The sequence below is a fragment of the Microcoleus sp. B7-D4 genome, from assembly GCF_036705125.1.
Classification (GTDB): domain Bacteria; phylum Cyanobacteriota; class Cyanobacteriia; order Cyanobacteriales; family Microcoleaceae; genus Microcoleus.
Genome location: NZ_JAUBTT010000150.1, coordinates 1 through 12,715 on the forward strand (window position 1 = coordinate 1; position 12,715 = coordinate 12,715).

A 12,715-nucleotide genomic window follows, 5' to 3' on the forward strand; every position below is an offset into this window, starting at 1 on the left:
GGAAGAAGGAAGAAGGAAGAAGGAAGAAGGAAGAAGGAAGAAGGAAGAAGGAAGAAGGAAGAAGGAAGAAGGAAGAAACTATGCCCAATTCCCAATGCCCAATGCCCAATTCCCCATAACTAAGGACTAATAACTACTGGCTGCTTCACCTTTTTCTGTGGCCCAAAATAAGCTTGAAATACCTCTTTGGCGATCGGGGCTGCTGCAACTGAACCATAACCGCCATTTTCCACAACCACGGCGATCGCAATTTCCGGCTTCTGGGCAGGCCCGAAGGCCACATACAAAGAGTGATCCTCCTGTCCGATGACCTCCGAAGTCCCTGTTTTGCCCGCTGTCAGCGGAATCGAACCGTCATTCAATCCCTGTCCAGTACCCTCGGCAACTACCGCGATCAGTCCTTCCTTAATCACCTGAACTGTTGAAGGTTTCATCCCCGTATGTACCCGTTGAGTCTCCGCTGTGCCGGTCATAGAAGTCAAAAGATGAGGCTTCACGCGATAACCCCCATTAGCGATCGAACTCACCATCACCGCCCCCTCCAAAGGAGTCATCAACACCAACCCCTGCCCGATCGACATCGTTACCGTATCACCCGCATACCAAGGTTCTTTATAAAGTTTCTCCTTCTCCTCCGGCGTCGGGATTTGACCGTAATCGCCACCGCCTAGCCCCAAAAGATTCAAATCCGTATCCTTGCCAATTCCCAGGCGGTGTCCCCACTTAGAAATTGGCTCCGGCCCGGTACTAATCCCCACTTGATAAAAAAATGTATTGCTGCTGAAAGCCAAAGCATCCCGAAAGCCGATGTCGCCGAAACCGCCACTGTGTTCGTTAAAATCAATTCCCCCCACAGTAATGTAAGACGAAGTACCCAGAATTGAGTCCGGCGAAAATTTGCCCGACTCCAGGCCCGCGACGGAAGTCACAATTTTAAAGGTACTGCCGGGGGGATAGCCTTGCGTGGCCCGATTCAAAAATGGATTTTCCTCTTGTTGAAGAGTTTTCCACTCATCCTTAGTGATTTTTCGCGTAAACAGATTGGGGTCAAAAGTCGGGTGGCTGGCCATAACTAATACCGCCCCGGTTTTGACATCCAACGCCACTACGGCTCCCCGGCGGTTCCCCAGGGCTTTTTCGGCTGCTTTTTGCATGGACAAGTCTATGGTTAGCTGCACCGCCTCACCGGGTTTGGGCGGTGTCTCTCCCATCAGCCGCAATTCTTGATTTTGGGAATTTACCTCGATCAGCCGATCGCCCCAAACTCCGGCAATCTTCTGGTTAGAGCTCGCTTCTATGCCCATTTGACCGACAATCATCCCCATCGGATATTCGGGATGAGCTTCCAAGTCTGCTGCGGTAGCTTCGCCGATATATCCGATAACGTGAGCCGCCAAACTGCCTTCGGGATAGTAGCGGTTCGCTTCTGGCCGCACTTCCACTCCCCGCATTTGTCCCACCTCTTCTGCTAGTGGCACAAACACCTCTGGCGGCATTGCTTGCTTGAGCCGCACCGGTCTATAGGATTGAGGATCGACCTCTTTTATTTTTTTTAAAATTTCTTCGACCGGGATTTTAACCAGCGGACTCAACTTTTCTGCGGTCGCTTTCCACTGTTCCGGCGTTTGTTCTTTCGGCCACAAATATACCGATCGAGCTAAATTGTTTGCCGCTAGCAACTTGCCTTTGCGATCGATAATGTGTCCGCGATTCGCAGGCATGGGCACTAGGCGAACCCGATTGTTTTCGGCTCGTTCCCGGTGTTGCTTCCCTTGTATCAGTTGCAATTCCACCAGCCGACTAGCGTGCAGGCCCAGCAAACCTGTTGCCACCAGCATGAACACGAGCGCCCGGTGTATCGGACGATCCTGTTTTTTAGGAGTTTCCCCCAGGGTTTTGTCAGAAGAGTGAAATGCTGAGATTGAATAAACTTGTCGTTGCATCATTCTATAGGTAGATGTCAAATCCTAGATTTTAGGTTTCTGATTGTCAATTGTGAAGTATACATCATCAAACCGGGCCCAATCGGGCCTTGACCATTGGGGGAAGCCGAATAATTGATCGTTAACTTTTGACTAATCACTAATAACTCATGACTGCTGACTAATCCCCCAAGCACCAAGAAATAGCCAGCAAAATCAAGGCCAGGCTCAGCCAATTAGGGAGGTGAAGCCAGCCAGATAGACCTATAGGTAACAATACCAAGGCCTGTGTCAATAGGGAACCGATCGCCAACAGCAACGCTAGCAGTATCAAATTTATCATCGTGGCACCGTACAATTTCGGACATGAGTCGATCGCCTGTGGCAGAAATCCGAGTGGCACAAGCGAGCGCGATCGTACAGGGATTGTCCTGATAGACATAAGGAAGAGAAGCGAGGAGGTTTTGAACTAATTTAAAAAAAATTATTCTTCCTCCCAAGTTTGGATTCTAGGGGCTGCGATGGGTAAATTCTGAGTTGTGATTTTAAGTTCTGACGCCTGGAGTATTGCCATGTTGTTTAATCAGGGAGCCAATTTCAAAAACGGTGCGCTCTTGGGTGCGATCGCGGCGATCGCCGCCCTACCAGTTTTAGCAGAAACAGCCAATTTCGGCACTTTAACTTTATCGCGAGGTTTTGCAGCCCCAACAGCAGTTTTGAGAGGTTCCACAGGCGGATCGTACTCTCTATCTGCCATAGCCAACGCCGATCGCCACAAAAACAAATGTTTGGGTTTTGCCACCCCAACTCCCGACCACATCATAGTCTTGCAGCAAAAATTTTCAAAACTCACACTCCAAGTCAACAGCGGAGGCAAGGACACAACCTTACTCGTACAAGGCCCCGGTAATGCGGTGCGCTGCGGAGACGATATAGGTCAGAATAAAGATGCTGCCATACTTGATTCTGAGTGGCAAGCAGGGTCTTACAGGATTTGGGTAGGTACTCTCGAACCCGGAGTCAAGTCTAACTATACAATCTCAGTACAGGAATAGTCAGTAGTCAGTAGTCAGTAGTCAGTAGTCAGTAGTCAGTAGTCAGTAGTCAGTAGTCAGTAGTTAGTAGGAAGAATTAGCAATTGCCCATGCCCCATGCCCAATTCCCAATGCCCCATGCCCCAATTTCCCCAATCTCCCACTCTCTTAATCTCCCACTACCCAATCTCCCGATCGACCGCTCACTTCCGCCATCCAGTAAAATGTAAAATCGAAAGTGGCGTGTTTAACCAAAATAGGTAACTCCGAAAGTGCTAAAGACTCTTATAGCTGACTTCAGTATAATTTTCGATCGCGACCCTGCCGCTCGCAACTGGCTGGAAGTTTTGTTTTGCTACCCCGGTCTTCAGGCCCTAGTGCTGCACCGTTTCGCACACTGGCTTTATGTGTTGGGGCTTCCCTTCATCCCCCGCTTGATTTCCCACCTGGCTCGTTTTTTGACCGGAATTGAAATCCACCCAGGGGCAACCATCGGCAAAAGCGTATTCATCGACCACGGTATGGGGGTTGTGATCGGCGAAACAGCGATTATCGGCGATTTTGCCCTAATTTACCAAGGTGTCACCCTTGGCGGTACTGGCAAGGAAAGTGGCAAACGTCACCCTACCGTCGGCGAAAACGTAGTTTTCGGTGCCGGCGCCAAGGTACTCGGCAATCTGCAAATTGGCAATAACGTCCGCATCGGCGCCGGTTCCGTCGTGCTCCGCGACGTACCATCTGACTGCACAGTGGTAGGGATTCCCGGCCGCATCGTCTATCGATCGGGAGTGCGCGTCAATCCCCTAGAACACGGCAGTTTGCCGGATTCCGAAGCTGTGGTAATTCGCTCTTTGCTCGATCGTATCGAATCCCTCGAACAGCAAGTAAAAAGTTTGCTTCCTCAAGCATCTGTCTCCTTAACTTCTGATCCCAATTCCCACAATTTCCACTCAGTATCAGAAGCTTTAAACCAAGCCAGCAATGTAGCCTTAGCCGAAAAAACACAGCTAGTTACAACCCCTAGCTGCAAGTTAAAAGATAAAGCAATTCAAGAATTTTTCGACGGCAGCGGCATCTAAAATTTGAATAGGGCATTGGCCAAACAGAGCATTGGCCAAACAGGGCATTGGCCAAACAGGGCATTGGGCATTGGTGAATGTTAACTGTTAAGTGATGACTAATAACTAATGACTACTGACTAATGACTACTGACTAATGACTACTGACTAATGACTTCTTTTTCAAGGATTAACCGATCGCACAGACCAATTTCCCTCCCCGTCGCGCCGATAAAGCGATCGATTTTGCGGTTCCCCCCGCAACTCCAACAAATCCACCGTTTCCGGTTCCAACAACAGCAAGCAAAAATTAGGTAGCGGCTCGATCGCATCTGGGGAAGCAGAATCAAAAGCACTAGCCTCGGCTTTGTCATCCCCCGGATGCGGCCAAGCAAACTGTGATCTAGCCGCCTCAGAAAGCTCCTGCCAAGTTGTGCACCGCGATGAGCACAACTGGGCCTCTGGATTATCTGCCCCTACCAAAACTAGCTTTCCAGCAATCCGAAATTGTTCGCGAGTTTTGGGGAAATACCAGCAAATTTCCCCCCAAGGATAGAGATTAATCTCCTCTGCCTTTTGACTGCGAATATCTGTAATAAACTTTAACTGATTAGTATCTGCTAAAAAGCCTCGAAACACCACAGTGCGGTTTGCCGGTCGCCCGGTAGCCCGAACCGTTGCTAGTTGCAAGTAGCGGGCAAAAGCAAGACTGCGGTTGCGGTGGAGCGCGCGAGCTAAGGGCGATCGCCAAAGTGCTAAAGACATAATTAATAACCTATCATATTGGTAATGGGATTAGTTATTAGCTAGCAGTCAGTAGTCATTAGTCAGTAGTTATTGGGAATAGGGAATTGGGCATAGTTTCTGGTTTTTCTTCTTCCTTCTTCCTTCTTCCTTCTGACTAATGACTAATGACTGCTAGCTAATAACTAATAACTACTGACTACTGACTACTGACTCTTCTTTCTGCTATTGGTAATTCTATGTCAAATTCACTCTCAAAACTCAAAACTATTGAAACTCCCCACAGTGGCTACCACTGGGACGGCAGTTCCCGCCGCTTTTTTGAAGGCTGGTACTACCGAATAACATTACCGATTCACGGACAATCCTTTGCATTCATGTATTCCATCGAAGACCCCAGAGGCGGTCAACCTTACAGTGGCGGTGCAGCTCAAATTCTCGGCCCGAAAGATAGCTATTTGTGCCGCACCTTTCCCGATGTAAATAAGTTTTGGGCGCACCGAGAAGGCTTGGCTTTCGGACATTGGGGCAGAACAGATTTACAAATTAAACCCCAATATTTAGATCCGCAAGTATTCGACAGCCGCGTCGAAGAAGGCTATCAAGCTACTGCTACTCTGAATCAAGGTTATTTGCACGATCCAGGAAGCGGCAGCCACTGTTTTTGGCAGTACGAAATTAAACCTATTTATGGCTGGGGAAACTCTGAGGAAATCCAGAAATCTACGGCGGGAATGGTATCTTTTCTACCCATATTTGAACCGGGATGGCAAATTTTAATGGCTCACGGTTTAGCCACGGGCTGGATCGATTGGAATGACGAACGCTACGAATTTAAAGATGCTCCTGCTTACAGCGAAAAAAACTGGGGCGGTGCTTTTCCGCAAAAGTGGTTTTGGGTTAATTGCAATTGTTTTCAAGGCGAAAAGGATTTAGCTTTAACTGCTGGCGGCGGCAAGCGGGGCGTGCTGTGGTGGATGGAATCGGTAGCAATGATTGGTCTGCATTACCGAGGGAAATTTTACGAATTTGTGCCTTGGAATTCCCAAGTTAGTTGGAATATTGAACCTTGGGGAAGCTGGAAAATGCAGGCTAGAAACAGTCAGTTTGAAATTGAGTTAATTGGCACTACAAACAGTCCTGGTACTTATGTGCGAACTCCGACAGAAAAAGGCATGGCTTTTTGCTGCCGGGATACGACGCATGGCGAATTGCGCTTGCAACTGCGAGAGTTGTTGGGGGGAAATGTTGAAAAAAATGGCAAGCAGCGTTCTAGAATTATCTTAGAGGCTCAAAGTTCTTTATCGGGTTTGGAAGTTGGGGGCGGGCCTTGGGATGAAGTTTGGCGATCGAATTAAGTCATTAGTCAGTAGTCATTAGTCATTAGTCAGTAGTCAGTAGTCAGTTGTCAGTTGTCAGTTGTCATTAGTCAGTAGTCAGTTGTCAGTTGTCAGTTGTCAGTTGTCAGTTAATAGTTAACAGTGGTCAGAACAGCCACGATCAATTTACTCGGTTTGCAATTAGGTAAATTCTACCGCAGCCAGGGGTTACAAAAAACTTTCAAGGTTATTTTGGGACTAATTTTATGTTTGAGCACAATCTTGATGCCGGCGGCAATTGCTAGGGCTGCCGGTGATTTGTCTCGCCAACCTGTCACCGAAATTACTGTTAGTTTGGGTAACGAAGCTGGGGAACTCAAATTCTTTCCCAATTTGCTAGAATTTGAATCGGGCAAGCGCTATAAATTAGTTCTAAAAAATCCCAGTTCGCAGAAACATTATTTTACTGCTAAAAGCTTTGCTGATGCGAGTTGGACTCAAAAAGTTGAAGCTGGGAAAGTGGAAATTAAAGGAGCGATTCACGAATTGGAACTTAAACCGGGCGCTATGGCAGAATGGGTGTTTGTGCCGATGAAATCGGGAACCTACAACCTGCGCTGTACGGTAGCCGGACATACAGAGGCGGGGATGATTGGCAAAATTACGATCGCCTCTTAAATCCCAATCTCCGTTCAATTTCAGATGAATTACCGAAAATCGATCGAACTTTCGGCCCTCTAGACACTTTTTAAGTAGACTCTAGCGGAGCCATTGTCAGTCCAGCACGGCTCAATTGCATATGATAAAGTTCTGCTTGCTCTTGTGGGCCAACCCAGACGGTGGCCTGGCCTTCGTGGTGGATTTGGTTGGCGAGTTTCCAAGCTTGATCGCTTGTCATCCCTGGAATGTATTTGGTCAAACATTCCACAACGTGCTGGAATGTGTTGAAATCGTCGTTGAGGACTATTACCCGATAGTTGGGATAAGGTTTGCGGGTAACTTGACTCGATCGAACGGGTGATATGGTTGGTGAAGAGGTCATCGCGCGAACAGCCACTGAAACTACAGAAGTCGTAAAATAGTTACCTGTAACATCATAACACAATTTCACACTTTTTCATCAACCTCTACTTGGTATTTTGATCCGCTTCGGGGTTTATTTTCAGCGCCGGGCCCGGCGTTAGATTTCTCCAGAAAGTCTTGTGGGGAGTAGGGGTTAGGTCATTAGTGTCAACAATCGCCTAAAACCCTTGATAAATATCGCTTTTATCTGAGTCTAGATCCCCCTAAATCCCCCTAAAAAAGGGGGACGAAAGATCGGACTCTTGTTCCCCCCTTTTTAAGGGGGGCTAGGGGGGATCTGGCCCTAATCGTCAAACAACATTCTGTGACTGGGTTTGACGTTAAGTTGACACCCATCGGGTTAAGCATCCTGCCCCCCATTGACAGGCTTTTGAGGAGAAATCTCTTGCACCGCGCCGATTAAACTACAGTTAACACTCGATCGACCTCTGAAGTGTCGCCGCTGTGAGAGTAGGCTTGCACCAGAAGTTGCTTTAAATCTTCAATCAGCGGATAGCGGGGGTTCGCTCCGGTACACTGATCGTCAAAAGCGTGATCCGCCATTTCCTCAACGCGAGCAAAAAAGAAATCATCGCTCATTCCCTGACTGGCGATCGCCTCCTGAATCGTGCTAGGAAGCTCTACCTCACGCTTGAGAGCTTCCACCGCTTCGATCAACTTCTCAACTTTCTCATCTTCTGTATCGCCGCCCAAATTCAGATAGTCCGCAATTCGAGCATAACGCCACTTGCTGTTAGGATACTTGTTTTGAGAAAAAATCGCTTGTTTGAACGGAACATCCGTTGCATTGTAGCGAATTACGTGAGAAATCATCAGCGCATTCGCTAAACCGTGAGGGACGTGGCAAGTTGCACCTAATTGGTGAGCCACTGAGTGACAAACCCCCAGAAAAGAGTTGGCAAATGCCATCCCGGCCATCGTAGCAGCATAATGTACTTTCTCCCGCGCTTTCGGATCGTTAGCACCATTTTTGTAAGCGCTGGGCAGGTATTTAAACAGCAAACGAATCGCTTCTAAAGCCAAACCATTTGTATACTCAGAAGCCAACACAGAAACATAAGCTTCTAAAGCGTGGGTTAGCGCATCAATGCCACCGTAAGCAGTCAGTTTTCGGGGCATATTCAGCGTAAGTTCTGGATCGACGATCGCCATATTCGGAGTCAGAGCATAATCTGCAAGCGGATACTTAATCCCCGATCGTTCATCCGTAACAACCGCAAAAGGCGTGACTTCCGAACCCGTTCCCGAAGTAGTTGGAATTGCCACCATAGTTGCCTTTGAACCCAAAGGCGGCAGTTCGTATACCCGCTTGCGGATATCCATAAACCGCATCGCCAATCCTTCAAACTCAATTTCTGGATGCTCATACATCAGCCACATTACTTTAGCAGCATCCATCGGCGAGCCACCACCAAAGGCAATAATCGCATCTGGATGGAAACTATTGCAGATTTCTAAACCTTTGCGAACAGTAGCAAGCGAAGGATCGGGTTCCACATCGTAAAATGTGTAGTGATCGATGCCGATTTCTTCCAAACTATCTGTGACTTCCTTAGTCAATCCCAATTCAAACAAAGGTTTATCCGTCACGATCAAAGCACGTTTCTTACCTGCAAGATCCCTCAAAGCTACAGGAAGACAACCCGACTTAAAATAAATCTTGGGAGGAATGCGGAACCAGAGCATATTCTCGCGCCGTTCTGCTACGGTTTTGATATTCAGCAGGTGATGGGGTGTCACGTTGACAGAAATCGAATTATCGCCCCAGCTACCACAACCGAGGGTAAGGGAGGGATCGAGGCGGAAATTGTACAAATCGCCGATCGCACCTTGAGAAGAAGGCGTATTAATCAGCACCCGCGAAGTCTCTAGTTTGCTTTCAAAATAACGAATGTGCTTCTGATTGTGCGGAGCCGTGTAGAGTACAGAAGTATGTCCGTGTCCGCCAAAAATTATCAGCGCTTCAGCTTTGTCTACTGCTTCAGTAAAGTCCTTGGCGCGATACATAGCGAGAATCGGCGAAAGTTTTTCACAAGCAAAGGGTTCTTCTTTACCTACCCCCTCAACTTCTCCAATCAAAACCCTGATGTTTGACGGCACTGTAAAACCAGCAATCTGCGCCACTTTTTGCACCGATTGTCCGACAATTTCGGCATTCAAGCGACCATCAATTAAGATTACCTGCCGCACTTTTTCCCGTTCTTCAGCATTGAGGAAATAAGCACCGCGCTTGATGAATTCCAGTTGCACTGCATCGTACACCTCATCCACAACAACCACCGATTGTTCCGAAGCACAAATCGTGCCGTTGTCGAAAGTTTTGCTCAGCAAAATTGAGCTGACAGCCATTTGGATGTGGGCGGTTTCATCGATGATGGCGGGAGTATTTCCCGCGCCGACACCGAGGGACGGATGCCCTGAAGAGTAGGCAGCTTTTACCATTCCCGGCCCGCCAGTTGCCAAAATTAGTTTGATATCGCGGTGCTGCATCAAAGCTTGGGAAAGCGGCACAGTGGGCTCATCAATCCACCCAATAATATCCGGTGGTGCTCCTGCGGCTACTGCAGCATCGAGGATGATTTTTGCCGCCGCAGCCGTGCAGGATTTGGCGCGGGGATGGGGCGAAAATATAATGCCATTTCTCGTCTTGAGCACGATTAAAGACTTAAAGATGGTGGTGGAAGTCGGGTTAGTTACAGGAACGATTCCCGCCAGCACTCCCACGGGTTCGGCAATGCGTTCGTAGCCAAAATGCCGATCGGACTCGATGATACCGCAAGTCTTGTCGTTTTTGTATTTGTTGTAAATCATTTCCGAGGCAAAATGATTTTTGATTGCCTTATCTTCGATGACTCCCATTCCCGATTCTTTGACTGCTGCCTTGGCTAAGGGAATGCGGGCGGCATTAGCGGCTAAAGCTGCTTGCTTGAATATGCGATCGACTTGTTCTTGAGTGTAGGTGGCAAATTCAGCTTGGGCTGCTTTCACTTTTTGAATTAGGACTTCTAATTCTTCTAAATTGGTAACTTTCATGTTGTTTTTACTGATGTTTATTTCGGGAAAATTATTGCCTCAATCTTTGATTGGTAGGGAACCTGCTGATGAACGCAGATCATTTCAAGATTGTGGGTGACTTTTGACACTCCCCAGCCTGAAGGCATGGGGATTCTTAAGACCATAATTTAAGTCTTAAAGGCGCTGACAACTCGCCTCTACTGATTCCGCTTAGATCAAGTCCAAGCATCACCGCTACTTTTCTACCAATGTTGCCACAAGCATTGCAATCTGCATTAATTAGCCAGCCTTGCGCCGTTCGGTACAAACCACGTTTAATCCGCGTGCCAATTGGAAGCCACCCTTCGGGTTTTTCGCCGAAAGTAGGTAGCAAATCACGATCAACAAAAGAAGCTTTTGACGAATAAGATTCTTCCGTTTCAACGAACCTCAAGCCATACTGCTCACAGAGTTGAGCAATTCTATCTTTCAGTCTGCCCGTAGGGATTTGCACAAACTTTTGATTAGTTTTGCTTCCCATGTTGGCAGAATTTTTTTGTCCCTTATTCCAACCGAATACAACCGTTCCTATCCGATTTTTCAAGCAGTGCTTAATTACCTTCCTTGCTGCCTTGTTAACGGCATCTCGCATCTGACGATTCCGTCTTTCGGTCAAGCTGGCAAGCCTTTTAGACCAATAGCCATTAACTTTTCCCTTCATGAGAAATGCAACTCGTCTGTTGTATCCCTGGTTAAGCGACTTTAAAAGCTTGCCATCGACGATAAAACTTGTACCGACATTGCTCACGCAAGTTAACCAGTTATCTACGCCGTGGTCGATCATTAAGCACTTAGCAGGGTCTATATCTGCCTGGACATTGGTCGTTGTGTAGACAAACTCTAGGTAGAAACAGCCGTTCCGGGGAAGTATGCGATATTCCCGAATCGCTTTGAAATCAAGATTAGAAGGCATCGGAAGGAAAAACGCATCTAGACCGAACCACGCTTTAACCTTGCTACCCAAAGGGAATCTCAACATTCCGTCGTTGAGTTTTACCGACCTACCTGTAAATGTCACAAGTGCCATTCCGCCTTGACGATATTTCGGTAGCTTCGGACGTTCCGTAATTACGCCATTTTTAAAAGCCTTTAGTAATCCCATAAATGACTTAAAAGACTCTGCTACGCCCGTCAGAATTTGTTGAGCAGTATCAGAGTAGAACGCTTGATAGTGTCGGTTTCGGTTTTCCGTCCCCAAAACTTTGTGCAACTGAGCACGGTTTGGGATTTTACCAGTTTTAAAGTATAGCTGGCGGGCATAGTAAGTCCCACAATTAGAAAGTTTTGCAGATTCAGAACACAGGTATTCAATAATAGCTTGAATATCTGAATCAACTCGAATTAAATTTTGTTGACAGCCCAACATGAGTCATCCTCTTTGTTGTCATATAATCATACAGCAAAAACTCGAAAAACTTCCTGAATAAACGTTTATTTTTTCGGGGATTCAGGAATCTGAATTTGCAATTATTGAAGAACATTGCAAAGCTGTAGCTAGAACTAAAACTGATGTACTTAGAGAGAATTAATCAGGAGCCTCAAGGTTAAGGGAAAGCCGTCCTAAAAGGACGGGGCTTCAGACCCAATTTTTTGGTGAACGCGGTCTTTTAATTATTATATACCGCTAGCTCCGATCGCATTTAGCCCGCGACTGCGAAAAATATCAACAGTTTGTTGCACGAGTTCCGGTGAAGCGGGAGGTGTATCCTTGAGTTCGTAATCAAATTTTAATTGTTCCCATTTGTATTCTCCCATTTTATGAAATGGTAATACTTCTACTTTTTCCACATTGTTCAGATTGGCAATAAACTCCGCTAGTTTTTCTACGTTTTCGATGTGATCGGTGAGGTGAGGAACGAGAACAAATCGAATCCACGTCGGTTTGCCAATTTCGCTGAGATATTTTGCCATTGCTAAAGTAGGCTCGATCGAAACGTTGGTGACTTTGTAATACAGTTCGGGAATGTAGGATTTAATGTCCAATAAAACCAAATCTGCCATTTCTAGCACCGGTTTAGCAACTTCTAAAACACAGAAGCCTGATGTGTCCAGGGCTGTATGCAAGCCCATTTGATGACAGCGGGTAAAGATTTCTCTGACAAAATCCGGCTGCATCAACGGTTCGCCGCCGCTGACTGTAACGCCTCCTTTCCGCAGGTAAGATTTACATTTTGTAATTTGTTCGATTAAATAATCGACGGTTACTTCTTTACCATCGTGGGAATTGCGACAGTCGGGATTGTGACAGTAAAGACAGCGTAACGGACAGCCTTGGGTGAAGACGATAAACCGGATTCCGGGGCCGTCTACAGTACCAAATGTTTCGATTGAATGAATGCGACCAATTCCAGACATTTAATTTGCTGTTTGTTGGTAAGGATTTTGAGAGTAGGGATGATATCATTTCCGGTAACACCGGAATGATGTTGACTGTTGACTGTTGACTGTTGACTGTTGACTGTTGACTGTTGACTGTTGACTGTTGACTGTTGACTGTTGAC

At 46.9% G+C, this 12,715-nt stretch carries 12 protein-coding genes; 5 read left to right on the forward strand and 7 right to left on the reverse strand.

What is annotated here, in order from left to right:
- Positions 1–119: 119 nt before the first annotated feature.
- Positions 120–1,946 (reverse strand): penicillin-binding protein 2, encoded by a 1,827-nt coding sequence (gene mrdA, locus QUB12_RS34660; RefSeq protein ID WP_333144924.1) that lies wholly within the window; start codon positions 1,944–1,946, stop codon positions 120–122.
- 264 nt (positions 1,947–2,210) lie between these two features.
- On the opposite strand from mrdA, the gene QUB12_RS34665 reads away from it, so the two are divergent.
- The 3 genes from QUB12_RS34665 (at position 2,211) to cysE (ending at position 4,035) form a co-directional block, all read left to right on the forward strand.
- Complete coding sequence (locus QUB12_RS34665) at positions 2,211–2,357, forward strand: hypothetical protein (RefSeq protein ID WP_333144925.1); 147 nt, start codon at positions 2,211–2,213, stop codon at positions 2,355–2,357.
- A 104-nt stretch (positions 2,358–2,461) separates the two neighbouring features.
- Complete coding sequence (locus tag QUB12_RS34670) at positions 2,462–2,977, forward strand: hypothetical protein (protein WP_333144926.1); 516 nt, start codon at positions 2,462–2,464, stop codon at positions 2,975–2,977.
- Between the two features lie 251 nt (positions 2,978–3,228).
- Complete coding sequence (gene cysE / locus QUB12_RS34675; protein WP_333144928.1) at positions 3,229–4,035, forward strand: serine O-acetyltransferase; 807 nt, start codon at positions 3,229–3,231, stop codon at positions 4,033–4,035.
- Between the two features lie 162 nt (positions 4,036–4,197).
- On the opposite strand, the gene QUB12_RS34680 is transcribed toward cysE, so the two are convergent.
- Positions 4,198–4,779 (reverse strand): Npun_F5749 family FMN-dependent PPOX-type flavoprotein, encoded by a 582-nt coding sequence (locus QUB12_RS34680; RefSeq protein ID WP_333310697.1) that lies wholly within the window; start codon positions 4,777–4,779, stop codon positions 4,198–4,200.
- A 218-nt stretch (positions 4,780–4,997) separates the two neighbouring features.
- On the opposite strand from QUB12_RS34680, the gene QUB12_RS34685 reads away from it, so the two are divergent.
- Together QUB12_RS34685 and QUB12_RS34690 are read left to right on the forward strand one after the other, a co-directional pair.
- The gene (locus QUB12_RS34685) at positions 4,998–6,116 is read left to right on the forward strand and encodes a tocopherol cyclase family protein (RefSeq protein ID WP_333310698.1); all 1,119 of its coding nucleotides are present in this window, start codon (positions 4,998–5,000) and stop codon (positions 6,114–6,116) included.
- A 123-nt stretch (positions 6,117–6,239) separates the two neighbouring features.
- Complete coding sequence (locus QUB12_RS34690) at positions 6,240–6,755, forward strand: plastocyanin/azurin family copper-binding protein (RefSeq protein WP_445252074.1); 516 nt, start codon at positions 6,240–6,242, stop codon at positions 6,753–6,755.
- Between the two features lie 70 nt (positions 6,756–6,825).
- Here QUB12_RS34690 and clpS read toward each other — a convergent pair whose 3' ends face one another.
- From clpS to QUB12_RS34715, 5 genes are all read right to left on the reverse strand, one after another.
- On the reverse strand, positions 6,826–7,119 hold the full coding sequence (gene clpS / locus QUB12_RS34695) for an ATP-dependent Clp protease adapter ClpS (protein WP_333290567.1): 294 nt from the start codon (positions 7,117–7,119) through the stop codon (positions 6,826–6,828).
- 440 nt (positions 7,120–7,559) lie between these two features.
- The gene (gene adhE, locus QUB12_RS34700; RefSeq protein ID WP_333310699.1) at positions 7,560–10,193 is read right to left on the reverse strand and encodes a bifunctional acetaldehyde-CoA/alcohol dehydrogenase; all 2,634 of its coding nucleotides are present in this window, start codon (positions 10,191–10,193) and stop codon (positions 7,560–7,562) included.
- A 136-nt stretch (positions 10,194–10,329) separates the two neighbouring features.
- A complete protein-coding gene (locus QUB12_RS34705; RefSeq protein ID WP_333144932.1) occupies positions 10,330–11,580 on the reverse strand; it encodes a transposase in 1,251 nt (416 codons plus the stop codon).
- Between the two features lie 248 nt (positions 11,581–11,828).
- Positions 11,829–12,569: a pyruvate formate-lyase-activating protein gene (pflA, locus tag QUB12_RS34710; RefSeq protein WP_333144933.1), complete on the reverse strand. Its 741-nt coding sequence runs from the start codon at positions 12,567–12,569 to the stop codon at positions 11,829–11,831.
- The coding region (locus QUB12_RS34715) for a hypothetical protein (RefSeq protein ID WP_333144934.1) at positions 12,521–12,715 on the reverse strand (195 nt) is incomplete at its 5' end. The genes QUB12_RS34715 and pflA, both read right to left, overlap by 49 nt.

Bases quoted from the DNA above. Each gene is read 5' to 3' on its own strand.
- mrdA (WP_333144924.1), bottom strand. From the start codon at position 1,946: ATGATGCAACGACAAGTTTATTCAATCTCAGCATTTCACTCTTCTGAC.
- QUB12_RS34680 (WP_333310697.1), bottom strand. From the start codon at position 4,779: ATGTCTTTAGCACTTTGGCGATCGCCCTTAGCTCGCGCGCTCCACCGC.
- QUB12_RS34685 (WP_333310698.1), top strand. From the start codon at position 4,998: ATGTCAAATTCACTCTCAAAACTCAAAACTATTGAAACTCCCCACAGT.
- clpS (WP_333290567.1), bottom strand. From the start codon at position 7,119: ATGACCTCTTCACCAACCATATCACCCGTTCGATCGAGTCAAGTTACC.
- adhE (WP_333310699.1), bottom strand. From the start codon at position 10,193: ATGAAAGTTACCAATTTAGAAGAATTAGAAGTCCTAATTCAAAAAGTG.
- QUB12_RS34705 (WP_333144932.1), bottom strand. From the start codon at position 11,580: ATGTTGGGCTGTCAACAAAATTTAATTCGAGTTGATTCAGATATTCAA.
- pflA (WP_333144933.1), bottom strand. From the start codon at position 12,569: ATGTCTGGAATTGGTCGCATTCATTCAATCGAAACATTTGGTACTGTA.